Annotated in this window: 18 protein-coding genes; 9 read left to right on the top strand and 9 right to left on the bottom strand. The window is 65.4% G+C overall.

Translation table 11 applies throughout. From position 1 onward, the window contains the following. Positions 1 to 159: 159 nt before the first annotated feature. Entirely contained in the window at positions 160 to 1,041 is an 882-nt protein-coding gene (locus LB568_RS31250; protein WP_224732191.1) for an EamA family transporter, read from the top strand. A gap of 102 nt (positions 1,042 to 1,143) precedes the next feature. Here LB568_RS31250 and LB568_RS31245 read toward each other — a convergent pair whose 3' ends face one another. Next, positions 1,144 to 5,106 (bottom strand): autotransporter domain-containing protein, encoded by a 3,963-nt coding sequence (locus tag LB568_RS31245; protein ID WP_224732190.1) that lies wholly within the window; start codon positions 5,104 to 5,106, stop codon positions 1,144 to 1,146. Between the two features lie 182 nt (positions 5,107 to 5,288). Continuing rightward, a complete protein-coding gene (locus LB568_RS31240; RefSeq protein ID WP_013894393.1) occupies positions 5,289 to 6,308 on the bottom strand; it encodes an AraC family transcriptional regulator in 1,020 nt (339 codons plus the stop codon). Between the two features lie 230 nt (positions 6,309 to 6,538). Between LB568_RS31240 and LB568_RS31235 the strand changes: the two genes are divergently transcribed. From LB568_RS31235 to LB568_RS31215, 5 genes are all read left to right on the top strand, one after another. Further along, a complete protein-coding gene (locus tag LB568_RS31235) occupies positions 6,539 to 7,603 on the top strand; it encodes a helix-turn-helix transcriptional regulator (RefSeq protein WP_224732189.1) in 1,065 nt (354 codons plus the stop codon). 212 nt (positions 7,604 to 7,815) lie between these two features. Next, complete coding sequence (locus tag LB568_RS31230; protein ID WP_013894395.1) at positions 7,816 to 8,520, top strand: outer membrane protein; 705 nt, start codon at positions 7,816 to 7,818, stop codon at positions 8,518 to 8,520. Between the two features lie 76 nt (positions 8,521 to 8,596). Continuing rightward, on the top strand, positions 8,597 to 9,313 hold the full coding sequence (locus LB568_RS31225) for an outer membrane protein (RefSeq protein WP_224732188.1): 717 nt from the start codon (positions 8,597 to 8,599) through the stop codon (positions 9,311 to 9,313). A gap of 127 nt (positions 9,314 to 9,440) precedes the next feature. Next, complete coding sequence (locus tag LB568_RS31220) at positions 9,441 to 10,823, top strand: NfeD family protein (RefSeq protein WP_224732187.1); 1,383 nt, start codon at positions 9,441 to 9,443, stop codon at positions 10,821 to 10,823. After that, complete coding sequence (locus LB568_RS31215; protein ID WP_013894398.1) at positions 10,820 to 11,578, top strand: slipin family protein; 759 nt, start codon at positions 10,820 to 10,822, stop codon at positions 11,576 to 11,578. Before LB568_RS31220 ends, LB568_RS31215 begins: the two co-directional genes overlap by 4 nt. A 17-nt stretch (positions 11,579 to 11,595) precedes the next feature. On the opposite strand, the gene LB568_RS31210 is transcribed toward LB568_RS31215, so the two are convergent. Next, positions 11,596 to 12,525, bottom strand: a complete 930-nt coding sequence (locus LB568_RS31210; RefSeq protein ID WP_013894399.1) for a LysR family transcriptional regulator — start codon at positions 12,523 to 12,525, stop codon at positions 11,596 to 11,598. A gap of 97 nt (positions 12,526 to 12,622) precedes the next feature. On the opposite strand from LB568_RS31210, the gene LB568_RS31205 reads away from it, so the two are divergent. Then, positions 12,623 to 13,633: a zinc-dependent alcohol dehydrogenase family protein gene (locus LB568_RS31205; RefSeq protein WP_013894400.1), complete on the top strand. Its 1,011-nt coding sequence runs from the start codon at positions 12,623 to 12,625 to the stop codon at positions 13,631 to 13,633. Between the two features lie 199 nt (positions 13,634 to 13,832). Here the strand turns inward: LB568_RS31205 and LB568_RS31200 are convergent, their stop codons facing one another. The 6 genes from LB568_RS31200 to LB568_RS31175 all read right to left on the bottom strand — a co-directional run bounded on the left by LB568_RS31200 (position 13,833) and on the right by LB568_RS31175 (position 21,528). Continuing rightward, positions 13,833 to 16,130, bottom strand: a complete 2,298-nt coding sequence (locus LB568_RS31200) for a xanthine dehydrogenase family protein molybdopterin-binding subunit (RefSeq protein WP_224732186.1) — start codon at positions 16,128 to 16,130, stop codon at positions 13,833 to 13,835. Then, positions 16,127 to 17,110: an FAD binding domain-containing protein gene (locus tag LB568_RS31195; protein ID WP_224732185.1), complete on the bottom strand. Its 984-nt coding sequence runs from the start codon at positions 17,108 to 17,110 to the stop codon at positions 16,127 to 16,129. The genes LB568_RS31200 and LB568_RS31195 overlap by 4 nt, the downstream gene beginning before the upstream one ends. Then, positions 17,107 to 17,580: a (2Fe-2S)-binding protein gene (locus tag LB568_RS31190; RefSeq protein ID WP_013894403.1), complete on the bottom strand. Its 474-nt coding sequence runs from the start codon at positions 17,578 to 17,580 to the stop codon at positions 17,107 to 17,109. The genes LB568_RS31195 and LB568_RS31190 overlap by 4 nt, the downstream gene beginning before the upstream one ends. A 150-nt stretch (positions 17,581 to 17,730) precedes the next feature. Continuing rightward, positions 17,731 to 19,986: a xanthine dehydrogenase family protein molybdopterin-binding subunit gene (locus tag LB568_RS31185; protein WP_224732184.1), complete on the bottom strand. Its 2,256-nt coding sequence runs from the start codon at positions 19,984 to 19,986 to the stop codon at positions 17,731 to 17,733. After that, entirely contained in the window at positions 19,976 to 21,034 is a 1,059-nt protein-coding gene (locus LB568_RS31180) for an FAD binding domain-containing protein (RefSeq protein ID WP_224732183.1), read from the bottom strand. Before LB568_RS31180 ends, LB568_RS31185 begins: the two co-directional genes overlap by 11 nt. Further along, positions 21,031 to 21,528 carry a (2Fe-2S)-binding protein gene (locus tag LB568_RS31175; RefSeq protein ID WP_023780491.1) on the bottom strand — a complete coding sequence of 166 codons (498 nt, stop codon included), beginning with the start codon at positions 21,526 to 21,528 and terminating at the stop codon, positions 21,031 to 21,033. The genes LB568_RS31180 and LB568_RS31175 overlap by 4 nt, the downstream gene beginning before the upstream one ends. A 277-nt stretch (positions 21,529 to 21,805) precedes the next feature. Between LB568_RS31175 and LB568_RS31170 the strand changes: the two genes are divergently transcribed. Both LB568_RS31170 and LB568_RS31165 read left to right on the top strand, forming a co-directional pair. After that, a complete protein-coding gene (locus LB568_RS31170; protein WP_013894407.1) occupies positions 21,806 to 22,429 on the top strand; it encodes a TetR/AcrR family transcriptional regulator in 624 nt (207 codons plus the stop codon). A 146-nt stretch (positions 22,430 to 22,575) separates the two neighbouring features. Next, entirely contained in the window at positions 22,576 to 23,322 is a 747-nt protein-coding gene (locus tag LB568_RS31165; RefSeq protein ID WP_023780493.1) for a DeoR/GlpR family DNA-binding transcription regulator, read from the top strand. The last annotated feature ends 24 nt before the right edge of the window (positions 23,323 to 23,346 follow it).

Raw genomic sequence — 23,346 nt, 5'->3', positions numbered from 1 at the left:
TTGGCATCAAGACGGGCGCGCTGATGAAAACGGGCGGCCCGCCAGGCTGGCTGTGCCCTTATCAACGCCTCCGCGCTGCCTCACGACAGGCGGGCCGGTTCACCCTATTGCCATGCTCCGGGAAGGTTTTCGCCGGGCGGCATGGGAGGATGAAGTCAATTGACATCGACGCCGGTTGCCAGTCGCGAAGCGGCGCCTTTGCCTGTCGCGGCGCTGATGGGCGCCATGGTGTCGATCCAGATCGGTGCCACCTTCGCCAAGACCTTGTTCCCGGTGATCGGCGCACAGGGCACGACGACGCTCAGGCTCGTCGTCGGCGCGTTGATGCTGATCGCGGTGCTGCGGCCCTGGCAGATGCGGCCTTCGCGCGCCACCTTGCCGTGGCTCATCGCCTATGGGGTGACGCTCGCAGCACTCAACCTCTTGTTCTACGCGGCACTTGCCAGGATTCCGCTCGGCGTCGCCGTGGCGCTGGAATTCTCCGGCCCGCTGCTGGTGGCGACGCTGACCTCGCGGCGCGCCAGCGATTTTGCCTGGATCGCGCTTGCGGTCGCCGGCATCGTGCTGTTGTCGCCGTTCATCCGTTCGCTGCAGCCGCTTGATCCGGTGGGGGTGGTGCTGGCACTGGCGGCCGGCGGCTTCTGGGCGCTCTACATCGTGCTTGCCCAGAAGGCCGGCGCGGAACTCGGCTCGCGCACAACCGCCTACGGCATGGCGATCGCCGCCGTTCTGGTGTTGCCCTTCGGCGTGGCCCAGGCCGGCATGGGACTGCTTTCGCCATCGATCCTGGTCAGCGCATTGCTCGTCGGCCTGTTCTCCAGCGCGCTGCCGTTCTGGCTGGAGATGGTGGCGCTGACCCGGATGCCGGCCCGCATCTACGGCACGCTGACCTGCCTGGAGCCGGGGCTGGGCGCGCTGGCCGGTTTCCTGTTCCTGCACGAGAGCCTGACCGCACCGCAACTGGCCGGTATCGCCGCCGTCATCGTCGCGGCCGCCGGCACGGCGCTGACCTCGAAGCCGCCGGTGCCGTCGCCGGAGTAGGGGTATCGGGCAGGCGAACGCGCGAAAAGTGGTTCAGCGTTCGCCCCCGCCGTCAGCGAGCATTGCCTCGATCCGGCCGAAATACGTTCGCTGTTTTTCTCGTCAGAATTTTACGCTGAGGTTTGCCTTGGCGCCATTGTCGACCGCTCCGCCGCCGAACCGGCCGGTGTAGGACAGGCCGAGCGTGGCGTTGGAGGCAAGCGGCAGATCGACCCCTGCCTCGACTAGCGCGCTGTCCTTGGCGATCGGCACGCCAGCGATGGTGAAGGCGTCGCCGCCGGCGAAGGCGAAATTGGAGGTCGGCGTGACATCGCCGAAGGCATGGCGCCAGCCAAGCATGCCGCGCGCGGTGGCGCCGATGCCGCCAAGCATGAAGTCGGTGGAACCGCGCAAGCCGAGCGTGGTGAAGGTGGCGTCGGCGGTGCGGCCCTGGCTGGTGAGTGCGGCTGGGCCGCCCGTCTCGGTGAAACCGTCGGTGTGGACGCTGACATAGGCAAAGTTGGCGAACGGCTCGAACTTGAAGCTGCCGCCGGTCTCGGCTTTGTAGGCGAGTTCGCCGAAGATTTGCGCGGTGCTGGCATCGTAGTCGGCCGACAGCCCATCGGCAAAACCGTTGAAGGTGACGGAGCGATGCGTCGAAAGGCTGCTCCAAGAGTAGGCGGCGCCGGTGCGGAAAGCGATGGCACCCCAGTTGGTGCCGCCATAGAGACCGAGATGGTAGCTGTCGCTCTTGCCGGAGGATTGGCGCGCGTCGGCATCGAATGAGGAATGGCTGTAGCCGCCGAGAACGCCGACGCGCCAGCCGCCGGCCAGCGTGTCGGCGCCGGCCAGCAGGCCGCCGGTCGATCGATCGAAGGCGGCGGCATTGCCGTCGCTGTCGGTCTTGCCCCAGGAGCCGAAGGCCTGGCCCCAGACGGCGAAACGATCGGTGTCGGCGGCGACCATTTCAGGCCCGCCTTCGCCATAGGCCATGACGGGGAGGGCAGCCGTGCCGGCATCGCCGAAGGCCGCACGGATTCGGGAAGTCGCGGCGTCGCGCACGAAGCGGCTGTCCTCGACCAGCATGCCCTTGGCCGAAGCGTGGATCTCGCCGGAAAGCTGGTCGAAAGCGTCCTGGGCGGCGGCTTCGCTCGGCAATGCAAAGATGGCATCGAACAGCGTATTGCCGCTGCCAAGACTTTCCGCGCCGCCGCCGGTGGCGATCTGGTTGGGCGTCAGGCCGACGGCGGCGAAGGTCTTTGCCTGCACCACATCGAGATAGACATGCTTCGGGTCGTAATTGGCGACAAGGCCGACGAAGGGGCCGGCTCCGGTCAGCGTATAGGTGCCGGTGACGCCCGTATCGGCTTGCAGCACGGTGTAGTGCGTGCCCAACACATAAGGCGCTGCGTCCGTCTTGACCACGTCGAGGACAGCGCCGTCGGCGATCGTCGCCGTTCCCGTCGCCATGATGAGATCGGACTGGCCGGTCGAGGTCAGCTCGACCTGGTAGATCGAGCCCGCCGCCTGGTCGACATTGCCCGCGACATGGAGCGTGCCGATCGAATTGCCCGGCGCGATGATGCCGCCCGACTGTGCCAGGATGCCGCCGACTGTGCCGTTGCCGCTCAATATGCCGCCGGAGACCGTCACCAGCGAGCTGGCCAGCGAACCGTTCACGGCCAGCCGTCCGCCGACCACGTAGGTGGCGCCGGTGAAGCCGCTCGAATCCGCCGTCAGGTTCGTCGTGCCGGCGATCTGGTTGATCCTGCCGGCGCCGCCGATCGCCAGGGCGAAGGCGTAGTTCGTGTCGGTATGATTGAAGTTGATTGTGCCGTCGCCCGATCCGAATTGCACGCTCGCGGCATTGAGCAAGCCCGGCGCCAGCGCAGCCGCACCGGTCGCGCCACCGATGTTGAGCGTGCCGACGGAGCCGACATGGCTGGCAATGGTGACGATACCCGCGGCTGAAACGATGCCGCCGTTCGAAATCGTCAATGTGCCCGCACCGTCGAGGCCAACCGTAAGGCCGGCGCTGCTGGTCCAGGTCGCGCCAGCTCCGTTGACCGTCGCCGTGCCGGTCGAGCCTGGATTGTAGCCGACATAGCCCCAGGCATTGGTGACCGTGCCGCCATTCAAGACATTCAGTGTGCCGGTTCCGAGGTTGCCGAGATAGAGGTCGCCGCTGTTGGCCCAAATCGAATTCGCACCAGCCACGGTCACCAGACCCGTTCCTGTAGCGACGCCGCCAACCGTTGCGGCAGCGCTCTTGACGCTTCCCCCATTTGAGATGGCCAGCGTGCCGGTACCCGCGGTGCCGACGGACAGGGCCGAGCTGTTGATCCAGCTCGAGCCCCCGCCGTCGACGATCACCGTACCGGTGGAGCCGACCGAGTTCCCCAGGTGGCCGACAGTGTTTTTCACCGTGCCGCCCTGGATCGTCAGCGTGCCGACACCGCCGCCGCTGACGCCGACATAGAGAGCCGAACTGCTGTTCCATGTAGAACCCGCCCCGGTGACCAAAGCGGTGCCGACGGAGTAGTTGCCGACATAGCTCAAGACGCCGTCGACAGCGCCCCCGTTCGAAATGGTCAACGTGCCAGTCCCGCTCTGGCCGACAACGAAAAGATTCCCGCTGCTGGTCCATTTAGAGCCCATGCCGTCGACAATCGCGGCGCCGTTCGAGGCAGCACTGTAGCCAATATAGCTCGAACCGCTGTCGACCGTGCCGCCGCCCGAGATTGACAGCGTGCCGGCGCCGAGACCGCCGACAATCAGCGTGCCGCTGTTTGTCCAGGTCGACTTCTTTCCGTCGACGAACACCATGCCGGTCGAGCCCGCCTTCGCGCCAACAGTCCCCGAGGCGTTGCTTACCGCGCCGCCGTGGGTGATTGCCAGAGTGCCCGCGCCGAGATTGCCAACATAAAGATCGGAGGCATTGCTCCAGGTCGAGCCGGCCCCATCGACGAACACCGTGCCGGTCGAGCCCGCGAAGTCGCCAACATAGCCCAGGGCGTTGCTTACCGCGCCGCCGTTCGTGACCGTCAGCGCACCCTTGCCCTGATCGCCGATGAACAGATTGGAACTGTTTGTCCAGGTCGAGCCATCGACCGTCACCATGCCGCTGGAGCCTGCGGCATAGCCCGCATAACCCACCGAACTGGTGATCGCGCCGCCATTCGTGACCGTCAGCACGCCAAAGCCCGCGTTGCCGACCGCGAGGGCTCCGTTGGCCCAGGTCGAGCCGGCACCATCGACGGTCACCGTGCCGGTCGAGCCCGCCAGGTTGCCCACGATGCCGCTCAGGTTGCTGACCGCGCCGCCGTTCGTGACCATCAGCGCACCCTTGCCCTGGTCGCCGACGAACAGGTTGGAACTGTTTGTCCAGGTGGAGTCCGTACCATCGACCGTCACCGTACCGCTGGAGCCCGGATGCCAACCGATGGTGCCCACGGCATTGCTGACCACGCCGCCCTTGGTGATATCAAGCGTGCCGACACCGAATTCGGCGACATACAGGTCTCCACTGTTGGTCCAGGTCGAGCCGGCCCCATCGACGGTCACGGTGCCGGTGCCATAACCGAAGCCGACATGACCCACGGTGTCGCTCACAGCGCCGCCTTTTGAGATCGTCAAGGTGCCGGTGCTGTTGGTGCCCAAGGCAAGGAAGAGGTCCGAACTGTTGCTCCAGACCGCATCCGCGCCAACGACGCTCACGCTGCCGTTCGCGTCAGAAGCGTAGCCGAGAAAGCCGGCGGTGTCGGCGAGCGTGCCGCCGCTCGTGATGGTCAGCGAGCCCGAGTAGCTCGCAATGGTGCCGACAAACAGGTAGTGTGCGGCCGCATTTGGCGCATTGATCACGGCCGGGTGGGGGAATGTCGGATCGAGAGAAACGTCGTCTGCCGCTGTCGGCACCGACCCAGGGTTCCAGTTTCCCGCGGTAAACCAGTCCGTCGAAGCAGCGCCGGTCCAGATCTCGGCAGCCGTGGCGGCGATCGGCTGGCCAACACCGATCAGCGCCGTCGATGCCAGCGCCAGACATTTTAACGCCTTCGCCTTGCGGCACCCCAAACCATTCTGCGGCATTCAGTCCCCTCACATTACGGTCGTTTCGCCCTGAGGCTGACATCGCATCGCGGATAGAGATTGTCTTGGGCTGGGCCGCACTGGAATTGGACTGGGGTGAACAGCAGTCCATTTTGTGCCCACTGTGGCAGTTCGGTGCGATCGCGCAGGTGGGCCTGCGGACTACAGCAGGAGCCCATCCCCTATCTGGCGCTCGTCGGCGTATGGCCAAACCGGCGGCGAAAACAGCGATTGAAATAGGACACATCGCTGAACCCGCTTATCATGGCGATGTCGCTGACCCGCATGTCGTCATTGTGTCTTTGCGAGAGCATCTTGTGGGCCCGCTGCAAGCGCAATTCGAGGACGCGCTCGGTGAAGCTGGTGCCGGTCTCCTGAAGGAGATCGTGGACGTAGCGCGCCGACAGGCCAAGTTCTTGTGCGACGCCTTGGGCGGAGATGCCGGGGTCGGCGAAATTGTCGGCGATCTTGGCCATGATCGCCTGCAGGCGGGCGGCGCGCAGGCCCCGGAGGCCGGCCAGTTCGGCGCGCTGGCCTTTCGCGCCGGTCACCAGGCCGATCAAATCGACGATCGTTTCCGTCGCGTGTGCTATGAGATCTGGCGAGGCGAGGGGGCGGCCGGCTTCAAGCAGCTGGCAATAACGCTTGAGGAGATCGAGCGCTTCGTTTTCGGCGCCTATCTTTAATGCCAGCCTGTCGTCGATCTGCGGGAAGGCCTGTGTGAGGATGGCGCGCGGAACGACCACGTTCGTCCAGACGTTCCAGTCGGCACCGCCCATTTTCAGCGCTTCCGCTGCCGTGACCAGGACCGCTTCGCCCCGACCGACGCCGTATTCGCGGCCGGCCTGGGTCCCGGACAACAGGGTGTCGGCCTTGTTGATCAGCAGCAGGTATCCGTCATTGTCGTCATCGGCAATGTTGCTCGCCTTCCTCGTCGCATGCTTGATTGTTCCGGACATCTGGCCAAGAACCAGTTCTCCCACGGTCGTGGCTTCGATCGAGGCTTGGAAGGGCAGGTTTTCCGATGTGCCATATTCGACCGACCATATCTCCGCGACATGGATGTCCTGCCAGAGGGAAAACCGATCTCGTTCGCTGAGATGCGATGGCAACTGAGCCGATGAAAAGACCGTCTTTTGTGACAATGGTGCAACCCGATATGTATTCGCTAACTCTAATATATTGAGCGCGATGCTTCCCATTCCAAGAATAACCAGCGACAATAGCCGCCAGTATCAACTGATCGAATTCAAATCCTTAATCGAGATCAACCGCGCGTGGCGTCACCTGAAAGTATGACGCTACAAATTCCTTCGAGGCGAGATCGGAGCAAAATGGGGGGCGTGTGGAGAGACTGAGCAGTGAAGTTCTCTGTTCGATCATTGGCGATATCTATGATTGCGTCCTGGACCCCGACGGTTGGGCCGGGGTGATGATCCGGATCACCGGGGCTGTCGATGCGGCCTATACCACCATCGCGCTTGCCAGCACCGCCGGCAATCAAGGCCGCTTCGCGGCCCAATCGCCCTGGGATCCCGAACAGATGCGCGTGCTCCAGGAGGACTATGATTTTGACACGATTCCCGGGCTGAAGGCTGCGGTCGTCGGCGACGTCGACAGTCCTGTCGCGACGCTGTCGCAGATGAGCGAAGCCGAGCTCCAGCAGACTCCGTTTTTTCAGAATTGGGCCAAACCGCAGGGACTGCGCGAAGGCTGCATCACCAAATTCGTCCATACGCCGGACCGGATCGGGCTGATGGGTTGCACCACGCGGGCCAGCAGGGAGGCCATATCAGCCGAGGATCAGCGTTTCCTGGCGTTGCTCTCGCCGCATCTGCGCCGTGCGTCGCTGATCGGAGATCTGCTCGATCAGAGCCGCGTCACCGCCAATCTCTACCGCCAGGCACTCGACCATCTGGCGGTGCCTGTTGTCCTGACCGGAGCCAGTGGAGCGATCCTCCACGCCAATGGCGCCGCCGAACGGATGTTTTCCGCGCAAGGCCCCATTCTTTCGAGGAACGGCGTGCTCCAGGTTCAAAATCCGGCGGTGGCCCGCGCCCTGCTGGAAGCGATCGCCAGCGCGGCGAGCGCGGATTTTCTGCTTGGCTCCCGCGGCATTGGCCTGCCCATTTCGGCCCCGGGCCAGCCGCCCGCCGTGGCCTATGTGCTGCCGTTGAGCGAAGGAACGGCTCGCGCCGCTTTCCAGCCCGCATGTGCCGCCGTCTTCGTGTCGACGACGACGTCCTCTTCCCCGCTCCCCGAGGCCGTTCTCACCACCTTGTTCGACCTTACGCCGGCGGAGGCGCGGGTCCTGTTGCGCATCGGCAGCGGATTGTCCGCCTCGAAGAGCGCATCGTCTCTCGGCATCGGCGAAAACACGCTGAAAACGCATCTCAATCGTATCTTCGCCAAAACCGGTACGAGACGCCAAGCCGATCTCGTCAAACTCGTCTCGGACATAGGTACGCCGCTGGCGGTTCAGGCCTCAATAGGCTAAAGCCGCTCGCCGCCGAACACAGGCCACCGATCGACTGAGGCCGAATGGCCACACCGACCGAGAAAGCATTGCAGTGCTCTCCAGGACAATTCAGGTGCGGCCCAGCCCAAGACGGGACCGGCGGACAATGCAACACCGGGGACGCGACAACAGCTGGATCTCCGCGACGCATTTCGCGCGGGACCATAACCCTTGGGGCGGCAGACAAACAAATGAAAACCCTTCTTCTCGCGACAGTCTTCATTCTCGGGCCTGTCGGCATGGCCTGCGCGGCCGACATCAATGAGGTTTCGCCTGTTGCCGGCTACGACTGGTCCGGCCTCTATGCCGGCGTCGATGCCGGTTACGCGGCCGGAAAATCCAATCTCTTCATCGCCGGCGGCGGCTTCGGCGGCGGATCCGACCTCAACGTGCCGCTTGATCCGGACGGTTTTGTCGGCGGCATCCATATCGGCACCAACTACCAGATGGCGAACAACTTCGTGATCGGCGCCGAGGCTGATATCGCCTACAGCAATGCCGATGGACTGACACCTGTCGACACCGGCGGCGGTGGCGTCACCACATTGCTCAAGAGCGAACTCAAATGGCAGGGATCGGCGCGGCTGCGGGCGGGCTACGCGTTCGACCGGACCTTGCCCTACATTACCGCCGGCGTGGCCGCGGCCAAATATGAAGTGACCGCGATCAGCGCCGGCCCCGGCGGTGAAATACCGTTCCACGACGAGAGCCATGTCGGCTGGACGGTTGGCGCCGGAATCGAGCATGCCTTCACCGACAGATGGATCGCGCGGGCCGAATACCGCTACTCCGATTTCGGCAGCCAGGACCTCTCGTTGGCAGCCGGTCTTCCGACGGTGACGAGCGTCGATCTCCAGACGCACGATGTCCGGGTCGGCCTCAGCTACAAGTTCTGATCCACAAGGCCGAACAATACCCCGCGCCGGCTTTTTCGGCGCGGGCAACGCAATATTTCGGGGCAACATACAAACGATGAAAACCATTCTTCTTGCCATGGCGGTCATCACGCCTGTCGGTATGGCGTCGGCAGCGGACACCAACGTGGTTCTGCCGGGTGACACCACCTACAACTGGTCCGGGGCCTATATCGGCGCACAGGCCGGATATGCATGGGCAAATGCAAGGGTCGGCCAGACCTTTGCCCCGGGCAGCTTCGACGATTACGGCTGGGGATACAATCCGTCGGGTGGGTTCGGCGGCCTGTATGCCGGCGTCAATCATCAGTTCGATAGCGGGCTTGTTCTTGGCATCGAGGCTGACTACAGCTTTGCTGGCGTGAAGGACACGACGCATTATCGAGCGCTTGGTGTCGATGACCCGGCCTTTGGCGGTGAACTCAAACTGGATACGGTCGGCTCGCTACGCCTGAGAGCCGGCTATGCGGTGGATCGGTGGCTTCCCTTTGTCACCGGTGGCCTGGCGGTGGCAAGCTACAAGCACACCACCGTGAACCTTCCCGGCAGCACACCTTGTGCCGACGTCAAGGGCACAGTCGCAGGCTATACACTTGGCGCCGGCGCCGAATACGCGGTTACCGACAATTGGCTGGTTCGCGGCGAATACCGGTTCGCCGATTTCGGCCGCCACACTTCTGTGCGCCACTCCTTGGTTAATGGTGCTCCTCTAAACCCGGATGCGGTCGACCTGACGACGCATGATCTGCGGATCGGCGTGGCCTATAAATTCTGACCGCCGAAGCCGCCAATCTCCCCTAGAGCGGGGAAATTGCGCTCAGCCGCTTCGCCAATCATTGCCACCATTCCCCTCATGGACTTCGCTGAAATGGAACCCATATTGAGTTCATGGAGCGTTGAGCGTGTCCTTCGCGCGGGTGGCCCTTCTTGCCGTGACCCTTGTCGTCGCGGCTGTCGTTTCTCCCTTCCCTTCGGCCGGGGGCGAGAGGGTTGCGTTGAGCGTCGCCATCGACGGCGCCATCGGGCCGGCAAGCACCAGGCAGCTCGAGGAAGCGCTTGACGTCGCCGCCCGGCGGGACGCCGCGGCACTCATCCTGAAGCTCGACACGCCCGGCGGGCTGGTTACTTCGATGCGCGAGATGATCGCCGACATCCTGGCCTCGCCGGTGCCGGTCATCGGCTATGTCGCGCCGGCCGGCGGCCACGCGGCGAGCGCCGGCACCTATATACTCTACGCCACCCATGTCGCGGCGATGGCGCCCGGCACCAATCTCGGAGCTGCAACACCGGTCGAGATGGGCGGGCTGCCGTCGCTTCCCGGCGGCGAGAAGGACAACGGCCCGGCTAAGGACCAGAAGGATGCCAACGGCCGGCCGGCCGGCGATGCGATGATGGCCAAGGTGACCAATGACGCCGTCGCCCTGATCCGCTCGCTCGCCGAATTGCGCGGGCGCAATGGCGATTGGGGCGAGAAGGCGGTGCGCGAGGCGGCGAGCCTGTCGGCCAATGCGGCGCTGCAGGAGCATGTGATCGACCTCGTCGCCCGTGACACCACCGAGCTGTTGCAGCAGGCCGATGGCCGCACGGTCGATGTGGCCGGCAGGAAAGTGCTTCTGGCAACCAGCGGGCTGCCGGTAGAGACGCTGGAGCCCGGCTGGTTCATCCGGCTGCTCGCCGTCATCACCGACCCCAACACCGCCGTCATCCTGATGCTGGTCGGCGTCTACGGCATCGTCTTCGAGTTCACCAGCCCAGGCGCGGTGGCGCCCGGCGTCGTCGGCACCATCTGCCTCGTGCTCGGGCTTTATGCGCTCGATCTCTTGCCGATCAACTATACCGGCCTTGCCCTGATGCTGCTGGGCATCACTTTTCTGGTCATCGAGGCGTTCAATCCCACCGTCGTGCTTGGGCTCAGCGGCGTGGCCGCCTTCGTGTTCGGTGCCGCCATGCTGATGAGGGTCGAAGGGCCAGGCTTTGCCATGTCATGGGCCGTCATCGGTCCCGCCGCCGCACTGACGCTTGGGCTGGCGCTGCTGACCGGCACCTACGTCTGGGCGGTGCGCCGGAACCCGCCGCGCGTCGGTGGCGAGGCCATGCGCGGCGTGCCGGCCGAGATCCTCGACTGGCAGGGCGGCGAGGGCCATGTGCTTGCCTTGGGCGAGCGCTGGCGGGCGAAGGCCGATGAGCCGATCGAGGCGGGCGACAGCGTCGAGGTCACCGACATCAGCGACCTGGTGCTGACGGTTCGGCGGCGCGATGCGGGAGGCAATGGAGCAAGACAATGATGATTGGTTATGTGGCCTATCTGGTCGTCGCGCTGGTGGTGATCATGTTCCTGTCCGCGGCCATCCGCATCCTCAGGGAATATCAGCGCGGCGTGGTCTTCACGCTCGGCCGCTTCACCGGGGTCAAGGGGCCCGGTCTCATCATCCTCGTTCCCTTCGTCCAGCAGATGGTGAAGGTCGATCTGCGGGTGGTGGTGCAGGACGTGCCGCCACAGGACGTGATTTCGCGCGACAACGTCTCGGTGAAGGTCAACGCGGTGCTCTATTTCCGCATCGTCGACGCCGAGCGGGCGGTCATCCAGGTCGAGGACTTCATGGCGGCCACGAACCAGCTGGCGCAGACCACGCTGCGCTCGGTGCTCGGCAAGCACGAGCTCGACGAAATGCTGGCCGAGCGCGACAAGCTCAACAGCGACATCCAGGAGATCCTCGACCAGCGCACGGATGCCTGGGGCATCAAGGTGTCCAATGTCGAGATCAAGCATGTCGACCTCAACGAGAACATGATCCGCGCCATCGCCAAGCAGGCCGAAGCCGAGCGGCTGCGGCGTGCCAAGGTGATCAACGCCGAGGGTGAGCAGCAGGCGGCGGCGAAGCTGGTCGAAGCGGGGCGGATGCTGGCGGCCGAGCCGCAAGCCATGCAACTGCGCTATTTCGAGGCGCTGCACGACATTGCCGGGGAGCGTTCGTCCACGGTGGTGTTCCCGCTGCCGGTCGATCTGCTCGGGCAGTTTTTGAAGGGGCAGGGGAAGTAAGGGCGTTGCGGCACCCTTCATCCCCGCCACGGCGGCTCCGGCGAAAAGCGCTTGGCGATCCAGTCGGCGAAGGCGCGGGTCTTGGCGGCTTGTCCCTTGGCCGAGGGCATGACGACATAGACCGCGCCTTCGTCGGCCAGCGTCCAGTCCTCAAGGACGGGCACCAGCCGTCCGTCAGCGAGCTCGCGGCCGACCAGCCAATCAGTGCTCATCATCAGGCCGACGCCTTGCACGGCGGCCTCGACCAGCACCTCGGCATCGTCGCTGACCAGCGGCCCGGAAACCTCGACGCGCACGCGCCGGCCTTCGCGGTTGGTCATCTCCCAGGCCGGAAAGGTCTGGAAGCCGGAGAAGCCCAGGCAGGAATGTTCTAGCAACGCCTGCGGTGTCTCCGGCGTGCCGCTTCGGGCGAGATAGGTGGGAGCGGCGCACAGCAGCCGGCGCCGCGTCGCCACTTTGCGTGCCACCAGACGTGAATCCTCCAGCGCGCCGAGCCGCACGGCGACGTCGAAATTCTCGGCGACCAGATCGGCGAAGCGGTTGGAGAATTCGGCCTCGATGCGGACATCGGGAAAATCGGCCAGGAATTGCGGCAGCAGCGGGCCGATCCACATGCGCCCGAAGGTGCCGGGCAGCGCCAGCCTGAGCAGGCCGCGCGGGCCGCCGCCGGCATGGGCGGAAGCCGCTGCCTCGGCCTCGTCGACCGACGCGAGGATGGCGCGCACGCGCACCAGGAATTCGGCGCCCGCTTCGGTCAGCGACACGCTGCGCGTCGTGCGATGGAGCAGCCTTACCCCCAGCCGCTCCTCCAGCGATTGCAGGCGCCGCGACAGGATGGTCGCGTCGCGCCCGACGCGCGCCGCCGCCCTGGTGAAGGAGCGCGCCTCGGCGATGGCCGCGAAGGCCGCCATTTCGGCAAGGGCTGCCGGCTCGTGTGATTGCTGCATGATCCGCAATACTCAAATGTAGATGACGAGGATTATCTATGGATAGCGCAGCAGCTAGGTTCACTCAACCCATCCATCGTCACACAGGAGTGAAACCATGAAAGCCATCGAACTCAGCCAGGCCAGGCTGGACGCCTTCCACGCCACGACCGTCGCCACCCCCGAACCGCAGCGCGGCGAGGTGCTGATCCGCCAGCGCGCGGCGAGCCTCAACTTCGTCGATGTCGCGGTGGCGAGCGGCAATTATCCCGGACCGACCTTTCCGCTCATCCCGGTCGCCGACGGCGCCGGCGAGATCGTCGCGCTGGGCGAGGGCGTCACGACATTCAGCACGGGCGATCGCGTGATCGCGCATGCCAAGCCGCACTGGATCGGCGGTCCGCCGCGGCCTTACGAGATGAGGCAGATGCGAGGCATCTCGCTGCCGGGGTCGCTGTCCGAATATGTCGCGCTGCCGGCCAATGCGCTGGTGCCGGTTCCGGCGCACCTCTCCTTCGAGGCGGCATCGACACTGCCGATCGCCGGCACCACCGCCTGGAACGCGATCCGCGCCGCCAATGTCGGGCCGGGCTCGGTCGTCGTGCTGCTTGGTACCGGCGGCGTCTCGATCTTCACGTTGCAACTGGCGAAAGCCTTCGGCGCCACCGTCATCATCACCTCCTCGTCGGATGAGAAACTGGAGCGGGCGAAGGCACTCGGCGCCGATCATTTGATCAACTACCGAGCGACGTCAGACTGGGACGACAAGGTGCTGGAGCTGACCGGCGGCCTCGGCGCGGACCTCGTCGTCGAGACCGGCGGCGCCGCCACCTTTGCCCGTGCGGTCAACGCCACCGCGCCCGGCGGCACGCTGTTCACCATCGGTTTTCTCACGGGCGCCGAGGTCACGGTCAATCTGCTGCCGATCATCATCAAGGCGCTGAAGGTGGTCGGCAACAACACCGGATCGGTGTCCGACCTCCGTGACGCGGCCCGCGCGATCGGTGCAGCCGGGATCGAGCCGGTCGTCGACAAGGTGTTTTCACCTGACGAAGCAGCCGAAGCCTACACCCACATGGCCGCCGGCGGCCTGCATTTCGGGAAATTGGTGTTTGGGTTGGAGTGGTGAGGGGAGGATGAGGCTTGCGCCTGGCCGCCCCCCTCTGGCCTGCCGGCCATCTCCCCCTCAAGGGACCCTCAAGGGGGGAGATTATTCACTTCATCGTCCTCACCAATGATCAACGCTGGAAAGCCGAAACTGCCAATCTCCCCCTTGAGGGGGAGATGCCCGGCAGGGCAGAGGGGGCGCCTCGCACCATGCCCTCTACCTAAATCAGCTTCTCCAGCGTGATCGGCAAATCCCTGATCCGTTTCCCCGTCGCATGGAACACCGCATTTGCTATAGCCGGCGCGACGCCGACGATGGCCACTTCGCCGACGCCCTTGCCGCCAAGGGCCGAGGAATGCAGATCGGGGATGCCGACCGAGATCACCTCGATATCGGGAATGTCGGCGTTAGTCGGCACGAGGTAATCGGCGAGGTTGTCGTTGACGATGCGGCCGTGGCGGCGGTCGACGATGCCTTCCTCCAGCAGCGCCTGGCCGATCCCCATGATGATGCCGCCCTTCCACTGGCTTTCGGCCAGTTTCGGATTGTAGAGCCGGCCCGAATCCAGCGCCGACACCACACGCGAGACGCGCACCGTGCCGAAATCCTCGTCAACGCGCACTTCGACGAAATGCGCGCACCAGGAGTAGCGGGAATAGTCGCCTTCGGTGTGCGGCAGCGCCATGGCGATGGTGGTGTAGTTCTTGTAGCGATCCTCGGCGCTCGAATTGGCCGGCATGGTGTCGCCGGTCGCCTCGATATGGTCGCGGCCAACGCTCTTGAGCAATTCGGCGATCGAGACATCGGGGCCATCACCGCGCGGCGAACCGATGCGGCCGTTGCTCACCACCAGCGTGTTGGCCTGCAGCGCATGGAAGGGCGATCGCGGATCGCTGATCGCCAAGCCCACCAACTGGTCGAGCGCCGAGGTGGCGGCCTTATGGACCGCACCGGTCATCACGCCGGCCAGCCGCGAGCCGCCGGTGACGCCGGCGCGGGGGAAGCGGGAATCGCCGAGCTTCACCACCACGTCGTCGGCCGGCACGCCAACCGTCTCGGCAGCGGTCTGCGCCAGGATGGTGTAGGTGCCCTGACCCATGTCGATCGAGGAGCTTTCGACCTCGACCGAACCGTTGGCCAGGATGCGCACGATCGCCTCGCCATAAGCGCGCCGCACCGGATATGTGCCGGCGGCGACGCCCCAGCCGATCAACTGGTTGCCGTCGCGCATCGAGCGCGGCTGCGGCGTGCGCCTTGCCCAGCCGAAGCGCTCCGCGCCTGCGGCAAAAGCCTCGCGCAACTGCCTTGTCGACCAGGCTTTTTTGACGTGTGGATCCTGTTCGGCGTAGTTGCGCAGCCGGATCTCCATCGGGTCGATGCCGACCTCGTAGGCGAGTTCATCGATGGCGCTTTCTATGCCGAAGGCGCCGGGGTTCTCGCCTGGCGCGCGCATGGCGCCCGGCACCACGCTGTTGACCCGCACGACATTCTGCTTCGAAGAGAAATTCGGCGTCGCGTACATGATCGAGGTGACCGAACCCAGCGGCTCGACCCACATGCCGTCGATCGATGTTTCGTTGACGCCGCGATGCACGATGGACTGGATGACGCCGTCATGGCCGGCGCCTATCGTCACCGTCTGTCGCGTCGCGGCGCGGCCGCCATAGCCGGTGAAGGTCTGCGGCCGGGTCATCACCAGCCGCACCGGCCGGCCGAGCATCTTGGCGGCACTCGCGGCAATCGCGCCGTGGCCGAGCGCCAGCGCCTTCGAACCGAAGCCGCCGCCAACATAGGGCGAGACCAGCCGCACATTCTGGAACGGCACGCCGAACCATTCGGCATAGGTGCGGGCCATGCCGTCCAGCCACTGGCTCGGCTCCCACACGGTGAGATGATCGCCCTCCCAGCGCGCGATCAGGCCGTGCGGTTCCATCGGCGCCTGATATTCGCGCGGCGTGTTGTAGGCGGCGCAGATCCGCACCGGCGCCGAGGCGAAGGCGGCAGGCGCATCGCCCCATTCCTTGGTCATGGCATCGATCGGAATGCCGTCCCCGGCCTTGCCGTCGCTGAGGTCGACAATGGAAGGCGTCTCGTCATAGCTGACCTTGACCAGGGCCGCTGCCGCAACCGCCTGCTCGAAGGTTTCAGCCACCACGGCGGCGACATGCTGGCCCGAAAAGGTGATGTCGCGCGCCAGCGGGCAATAGGGCTTGTCGGGCGGCGGCGTGCCGAACCAGTCGGACGCGGTCCTGAGGCTGATAATGGTGTCCGGCGTCAGCACCTTGAGCACGCCCGGCGCTGCCTCGGCCTCCGCTGTCTCGATCGAACGCACCTTGCCGGAAGCAATCGTGCTTTCGACCAGCGCGGCATATGCGAGGCCTTCGAGCTGCTGCTCGACGGCGTATTTGGCCGCACCGGTGATCTTGGCCGGGCCGTCGACACGCGACAGCCGGCCGCCAACGGCTTGCGCCAGCGTTCCGTCCGAGGCGTCACCATGTCTGATGTCGTGAACGGTCATGCCGTCTCTCCCAACTTGAGAATAGCGCGCGCGACGACACGCGGCGCGAGCTCGATCTTGTAGTGGTTGGCGCCATGGTCGACGGCGCCGTCAACGGCGAGCCGGCTGGCGGCGCGGACGGCGTCCGGCTCCAGCGCCTTGCCTTTCAATACGTCTTCGACGGCCCGCGCCCGCCATGGTTTGGTGGCGACACCGCCGAGCGCGACGCGCAGGTCACGGATGGTACGGCCATCCGCCTCGAACTCGATGCCGACAGCGGCGCTCGCGGCGGCGAATTCATAGGATTGCCGGTCGCGGATCTTCAGGTAGGTCGAGCGGCGGGCGGCGGCGAAACCGGGGATCTCGATGGCGGTGATCATCTCGCCCGGTTCGATCGGATGTTCCCTATCCGGCGTGCTGCCAGGCAGCAGGAAAAAGTCGTCGACGGGGATGCGTCGATCGCCGAGATGGACCGTCGCGTCGAACGCGATCAACGCGACGGCAAGATCGCCGGGGTACATGGCGATGCAGGCGTCGCTGGTGCCGAGCACGGCGTGTCCCCTGGTGACGCCGCCGATCGCCGAACAGCCGCTGCCGGGTTGCCGCTTGTTGCAGGCCCGAAAATTGGCGGGATCGCGGAAATAGGGGCAGCGCGTGCGCTGCATCAGATTGCCGCCAATGGTCGCCATGTTGCGGATCTGCGCCGAGGCTGCCTGCCATAGCGCTTCGGAGATGGCCGGGAAGCGGCTTTTGATCCCGGCATGGTCGGCGGCATGGCCCATGCGGGCCAGCGCCCCGATGGTGGCGCCGCGCTCGTCGACTTCGATCCGGTCCAGTCCCTTGAGATGGGTGATGTCGACCAGCATGTCCGGCTCGGCAACGCCGCATTTGGCGAGGTCGATCACCGTGGTGCCGCCGGCCAGCAGCATGGCGCCGGGCAGGGCGGCCGCCTGGCGTGCGGCGTCAGCCGAAGCGGCGCGGAGATAGGAAAAGTCCCTCATGACGCGGCCTCCAGGGCTGCCTGGCGCACGGCGGCGACAATGTGCGGGTAGGCGCCGCAGCGGCAGAGATTGCCGGCCATGTATTCGCGGATCTCTTCATCCGAGCCGGCATGGCCTTCGCGGATGCAGGCCACCGCCGACATGATCTGGCCTGGCGTGCAATAACCGCACTGGAAGGCATCCTGTTCGAGGAAGGCAGCTTGCACGGGATGCAGTTCGCCCTCCCGTGCAAGCCCCTCTATGGTGGTGACGGTGCGGCCCTCGGCCTGGGCTGCCAATGTGAGGCAGGCCAGCACGCGCTCGCCGTCGATGTGCACGGTGCAGGCGCCGCACTGGCCGTGGTCGCAGCCTTTCTTGGTGCCGGTCAGGCCAAGGCGGTCGCGCAAGGCGTCGAGCAGCGTCACGCGCGGTTCGAGCTGCAACTCGTGCCGATGGCCGTTGATATCGAGATGGACGGGGATTTTTGTCATGGGCGTCTGGCTCCAGTTGCTTGACGCGGATGGGATTGGGATAGGGCAGGTGAGGGCCGGACGGCTTCCAGCCCTGTCGCTGCGCTGTCGTTTCTGGTGCGCGTCGTTCGGAAGGGGATCGGCTTCCGAACGCCCCCCACGCTCGTCACCTCAGAGCAGGTCCTCCAGCCGGATCGGAAAGCGCCGGGCCCGCACGCCAGTCGCATGCCAGACCGCATTGGCGACGGCACCGGCCGTGCCGGTGATGCCGATTTCGCCGACGCCCTTGATGCCGAGCGCATTGACGTGGGGATCGTGCTCATGGACCAGCAGTGCCTCGACCGACGGTACGTCGGCATTCACCGGCACATGATATTCGGCGAGGTTGGCATTCTGGATCCGGCCCGAGCGCCTGTCGGTAACGGCTTCCTCATGCAGCGCGAAGGAAACGCCCCAGATCATGCCGCCGTAATACTGACTGCGCACCAGCCGCGGGTTGATGACCCGTCCGGCGGCGAATGCACCGACCAGCCGGGTGACGCGGATCTGGCCGAAATCGGGGTCGATTTTGACCTCGGCGAACACCGCGCCATGTGCGTGCTTGGCATAGGCCTCCTGCGAAGCCGGATCCGGAACACCCTTGCCATGGCCTTCAACCTCGGAGAGGCCCGCGCGGGTAAGGATCTCGGCATAGGTCTCGCTGCGGCTTTCGTCCTCGCGCCGATAAAGCCGTCCGCCGCGCGCCAGCAAACCTTCATTGCCGGCGCCGAACAGCGGCGAGCGCTCGTCACCGGTGGCAAGATCGGCAAGCCTTGCGATGACGGCGGCGCCCGCATTGTGGATCGCCATCCCGGCTGTCGCCGTGTGGCCGGAGCCGCCGGCAATGCCGGCATTGGGAAGATCGGAGCTGCCGGCCTTGAACTCGACCCGGTCGATGTCGAGCCCCAATCCGTCGGCGGCGATCTGGGCAAAGGCGGTCCATGCGCCTTGCCCCATATCCTGGGCGCCGGTCTCCATCAGGCCGCTGCCGTCGCTTCTCAGCACGGCGCGGGCCTCGGCCTGGAACATGATGGCGGGAAATGTGGCTGTGCCCATACCCCAGCCGACGAGGAAACCGTCCGCGTCGCGCATCCGGCGCGGTTGAAGCGGGCGACTCGCCCAGCCGAACGCCTCGGCCGCCTGTTGATAGCATTCGCGCAGCGCTTTGGAGGAGAACGGCTTGCCCGTCATCGGCTCGATTTCGGCATAGTTCTTGAGCCGGAATTCCAGCGGGTCCATGCCGCAGGCATGCGCGGCCTCGTCGATGGCGCTCTCCAGCGCGATCGAACCGGTGGCTTCGCCGGGAGCCCGCATGAACAGCGGCGTGCCGGTGTCGAGCCGCACGGCATCGTGCGAGGTGGCGATGGCCGGACTGGCATAGAGTGTATGCGAAGCGTCGGCGGCCGGTTCGAAGAAATCGTCAAACGTGCTCGATGTGGTCCTGGCGTGATGGGAGATCGCGGTCAGTTGGCCGTCGCCGTCGATGCCCATACGCAAGGTTTGGCGGGTCGGGGCGCGATGGCCGACGGGGCCGTACATCTGCTCGCGCCGCAGCACCAGCTTGACCGGACGGCCGACGAGGCGTGCCGCCAGGATGCCGAGCACCTGAGGCCCGGAAATCATGCCTTTGGAGCCGAAGCCGCCACCAAGGAAAGGGCTGCGGATATGGATATTTTGCGGCGCGATGCCGAACAGGCCGGCGATGCGGCCCTGCGCCATGGCAAGGCCCTGGCTCGGCGTGTCTATCGACAGGCGGTCGCCATCCCAGGCGGCCACGATCGCGTGCGGCTCCATGGCGTTGTGGTATTGAGCCGGTGTCTCGTAGGTCGCCTCGATCCGCGTCGTTGCCGATTTGAGGCCGGCATCGACATCGCCCTTCTGCTGCACCGCCGGGCCGCCGACGCCGACACCGCGGGGTACGAAGCTTTCAGCGCCGTCGAGACCGACGCGCGCGGGCAGCGCTTCATAGCGCGGCGACAGCAGCGCGGCTCCTTCGGTCGCTGCTTCAAGGGTTTCGGCGATCACCACGGCAATGCTCTGGTTGGGATAGCGGACCTGGTCGTTCTGCAGCAGATCGAGCCGGAACATGAAGGGGTTGTCCTTGGCATCCGGATCGATGGCGAGGGCCGGGCGGTTGCGTGGCGTCATCACCTCGACCACGCCCGAATGCGCCTTGGCCGCCTCGATATCCAGCGCGACGACGCGGCCGCGCGCGATGCTGCTGACGGCCAGCACTGCATAGAGCATGCCGGGCGGATGGTTGTCGGCGGCATAGCGCGCGGTGCCGGTGACTTTCAGAAATCCGTCGCGGCGGGTCAGCGGCTGGCCGATGCTGGAGCCGTGCCGGGTATGGGCGGGTTGCTGGTTGAGGTTGAGTTCAAGCGTCATGGCGCGCTCCGGGGATGGAGGAAAAAGGGGAGGCAGGCAGGGCCGGCAGCCGTTCGGGCGTTCCTGCCCGTGCCGACGTCAGCGCCCGGACGACAATGCGCCGGGCAAGTTCGATCTTGAACGCATTGTCGCCGGACGGGCTGGCGTCGGCCAACGCGGCATCGGCGGCGCGAACGAAGCTCGCCTCGTCGGCATCGGCGCCGAGCAGGGCGGCTTCAGCCGAACGCGCCCGCCACGGTTTGGCGGCCACACCGCCCAGCGCCAGCCTTGCACCGCGGATCTTGCCGCCGTCGATGACGAGCGCCGCGGCGGCCGAGACGACGGCGAAGGCATAGGAGGTTCGTTCACGCACTTTCAGGTAGCGCGCATTGGCGCGGAAGGAGGCGGCCTCCGCCGGCAGCCGCACCGCCACGACCAGATCGCCGGGCTCCAGCGGATTCTCCAACTGCGGCGTCTCGCCGGGAAGCCGGTGGAATTCCTCCAGCGTGACGTGGCGCCGGCCCGCCTTGCCCTCGATCTCGACCACGGCGTCGAGTGCCACCAGCGGCACGCAGAAGTCCGACGGGTGCGTGGCGATGCAGGCATCGCTCCAGCCAAGCACTGCGTGCAGGCGGTTCTCACCGCCCAACGCATCGCAGCCGGCGCCCGGCTCGCGCTTGTTGCAGGCACTGGCAGTGTCATAAAAATAGCTGCAGCGCGTCCGTTGCAGCAGATTGCCGCCGACGGTGGCGGCATTGCGAAGCTGCGCCGAGGCCCCCGAAAGCAGCGCTTCGGCCACCGCGGGATAGGCGCTGGCGAACGCCGCGTCATGGGCCAGATCGGCATTGCGGATCAGCGCGCCGATGCGCAGGCCGCCATCGTCCAGCCGTTCGATGCGATTGAGTTCCGGCAGTCGGGTGATGTCGACGATGCGCTCGGGGCTGGTGATGCCGCCCTTCATCAGGTCGAGCAGATTGGTGCCGCCGGCGAGATAGGACGAACCTGGCTCGGCCGCCGCCGCGATGGCGTCGGAAATGGTGGCGGGCCTGATATAGTCGAAGTCTCTCATGCCGCGGTCCTCCGGTTGGTTCTGGCAAGTTGCTCCTGGGCTTCCAGGACGGCCTCCACGATGCCGCCATACGCCGCGCAGCGGCAGATGTTGCCGCTCAGCCCCTCGCGGATGCGCTCGGGATCGTCGCCTGCCTGTCCTTCGGCGATCAGGCCGAGCGTGCTCATGATCTGGCCGGGCGTGCAGAACCCACACTGGAAGCCATCATGGGCGATGAAGGCGGCCTGCACCGGATGCAGTTCTTCACCGTTCGCGACGCCTTCGATCGTCAAGACGTCGGCGCCGTCATGGCTGACCGCCAGCGCCAGGCAGGAGTTTATGCGCTTGCCGTCGACCAGCACCGTGCAGGCGCCGCACTGGCCGCGGTCGCAACCCTTCTTGGTGCCGGTGAGGTCAAGCCGCTCCCGCAACAGGTCGAGCAGCGTTACGCGTGGATCGACCTCCAGTTCGTGTCGGTGTCCGTTGATGGTGAGCGTGATGGGAAGGCTGGTCATTGACCTCTGGCTCCAGTGCTTAGGTCGGGAATTGAACTGGCGCCTTGCCGGGAAGGGCAAGGTACCTCGTGGTCAGATGCTGGTGATGAAAGCAGAGACGAAGACGGTTCTCTCGCACGCAGGGGAGATGTCGGCTTGCAGGCTGGAAAGACGTGACATACCCATTCCCCTGATTATATGATAAAGGTACTCCACTAAAACGGAGGTGCCTCCGTTTATTACGTGGGGGCTGGCCCGGCCGGGTTCAAGCCCCCATATTTGATCCGTGGAGAAAAAATTGGCCGTCGAGCCGTCAGCACTCGCCGAAACGAAGACCGCCGCGGAGGCCAAGCCGCTGCGCGCGGATGCCCAGCGAAACCGCGACCGGCTGGTCGAGACGGCGGCGGCGCTGTTTGCCGAGCGCGGCATCGATGCCTCGCTGGAGGAGATCGCACGCCGCGCCGGGGTCGGCATCGGCACGCTCTACCGGCATTTCCCAACGCGCGAACACCTGGTCGAGGTGGTCTACCGTCGTGAAGCGGAGGCGCTTTGTGCCGCTGCCGGGGAGCTTGCGGCAAGATATCCGTCCGATGTCGCGCTGGAAGAATGGATGCGGCGCTTCGTCGACTACATCGCGACCAAGCGCGGCCTGGCGACCAGCCTGCGCATCCTCTTCACCACCAATTCAACATTGTTTTCCGACACGTCGGGGCGGATATCGCAGGCCTTGCGGCAACTGGTCGAGGCGGCGGTGGCCGACGGCACTATCCGCGGCGACGTCGATGCCTCCGACGTCCTGCACGCGCTGGGTGGCATCTATTCCGCACCCGATACACCGGAGTGGCGCGACCGCTCGTGGCGGCTGGTCAAACTGCTGATGGACGGCTTGCGGTTCGGGGCGGGGAAATCCGCCAAAGCCTGATGGTCGAACGATTGGCCCGGCGACCGGTAAAGCCAAGCCGGGCATGCCCGTCAGCCATTGCAGGACCAAGTCGCGCACCGCGCTTGCATCTGAGTGCGAGCGGTTGTTAAAATCCTCACATTTCAGGCGACCAACAGGCCCAACGCATGACTGCTCGCAAAGCGCAAAGGACGGCCCGGCTGATCCACCTTTTGTCGGAACGGCGGGTCATCCATCTGAGCGAAGCGGCAACGCTCCTCGGCGTCTCCGAAATGACAGTGCGGCGCGACATCGCCAACAACCAGGGGCAGATCGCCTATCTCGGCGGGCACATATTGGCCGCGGCCGAGATCGAGGCCGATATTCCCTACGAACTGGCGACCGCGGCCGACAGCCATGCGGCGGCGAAGCGCGAAGCCTGCCTGCACGCGGTGCGCAAGATACGGCCCGACGAGACGATCTTCATCGACTGCGGCACGACGCTGATCCACCTGATCGACCTCATTCCCGACAATTATCAAATAACGGCAATATGTTACGCGATGAATATCGCGGAGCGCCTGAGCCGCAAGCCCAATGTGACGATCATCATGCTGGGCGGTGTTTATCACCCCGCGTCGGCATCTTTCTCGGGCACGCATGATTTCGACATTTTGAAGAGCGTCGGTATCAACGCAGCCTTCCTGTCGGCCGCCGGCGTCGATGCCAAGCGCGGCGCCACTTGCGAGCATTTCCACGAGGCGGTGGTGAAGCAGAAGGTGATGAGCCTTGCGCGCGAGAACTATCTCGTCATCGACTCGAGCAAGATCGGCAAGCTCAAGCGCGCCTTCTTCTCAGCCATGGACGGCTTCGACGCCATAGTCACCGAGCATGGCGAAGTCGGACCGGATTCATTTCAGCCTGACTCCGTTTGACATTTCCCCAAGCTGATGGAAAAG

The sequence above is a fragment of the Mesorhizobium sp. B263B2A genome (genome assembly GCF_020165775.1).
Classification (GTDB): Bacteria; Pseudomonadota; Alphaproteobacteria; order Rhizobiales; family Rhizobiaceae; genus Mesorhizobium; species Mesorhizobium opportunistum.
Note: the sequence above shows the minus strand (reverse complement) of the source record. Positions and strands in the feature narration are given on the sequence as shown.

Bases quoted from the DNA above. Each gene is read 5' to 3' on its own strand.
- LB568_RS31245 (WP_224732190.1), bottom strand. From the start codon at position 5,106: ATGCCGCAGAATGGTTTGGGGTGCCGCAAGGCGAAGGCGTTAAAATGT.
- LB568_RS31240 (WP_013894393.1), bottom strand. From the start codon at position 6,308: ATGGGAAGCATCGCGCTCAATATATTAGAGTTAGCGAATACATATCGG.
- LB568_RS31235 (WP_224732189.1), top strand. From the start codon at position 6,539: ATGATCCGGATCACCGGGGCTGTCGATGCGGCCTATACCACCATCGCG.
- LB568_RS31230 (WP_013894395.1), top strand. From the start codon at position 7,816: ATGAAAACCCTTCTTCTCGCGACAGTCTTCATTCTCGGGCCTGTCGGC.
- LB568_RS31225 (WP_224732188.1), top strand. From the start codon at position 8,597: ATGAAAACCATTCTTCTTGCCATGGCGGTCATCACGCCTGTCGGTATG.
- LB568_RS31215 (WP_013894398.1), top strand. From the start codon at position 10,820: ATGATGATTGGTTATGTGGCCTATCTGGTCGTCGCGCTGGTGGTGATC.
- LB568_RS31210 (WP_013894399.1), bottom strand. From the start codon at position 12,525: ATGCAGCAATCACACGAGCCGGCAGCCCTTGCCGAAATGGCGGCCTTC.
- LB568_RS31205 (WP_013894400.1), top strand. From the start codon at position 12,623: ATGAAAGCCATCGAACTCAGCCAGGCCAGGCTGGACGCCTTCCACGCC.
- LB568_RS31200 (WP_224732186.1), bottom strand. From the start codon at position 16,130: ATGACCGTTCACGACATCAGACATGGTGACGCCTCGGACGGAACGCTG.
- LB568_RS31195 (WP_224732185.1), bottom strand. From the start codon at position 17,110: ATGAGGGACTTTTCCTATCTCCGCGCCGCTTCGGCTGACGCCGCACGC.
- LB568_RS31190 (WP_013894403.1), bottom strand. From the start codon at position 17,580: ATGACAAAAATCCCCGTCCATCTCGATATCAACGGCCATCGGCACGAG.
- LB568_RS31185 (WP_224732184.1), bottom strand. From the start codon at position 19,986: ATGACGCTTGAACTCAACCTCAACCAGCAACCCGCCCATACCCGGCAC.
- LB568_RS31180 (WP_224732183.1), bottom strand. From the start codon at position 21,034: ATGAGAGACTTCGACTATATCAGGCCCGCCACCATTTCCGACGCCATC.
- LB568_RS31175 (WP_023780491.1), bottom strand. From the start codon at position 21,528: ATGACCAGCCTTCCCATCACGCTCACCATCAACGGACACCGACACGAA.
- LB568_RS31165 (WP_023780493.1), top strand. From the start codon at position 22,576: ATGACTGCTCGCAAAGCGCAAAGGACGGCCCGGCTGATCCACCTTTTG.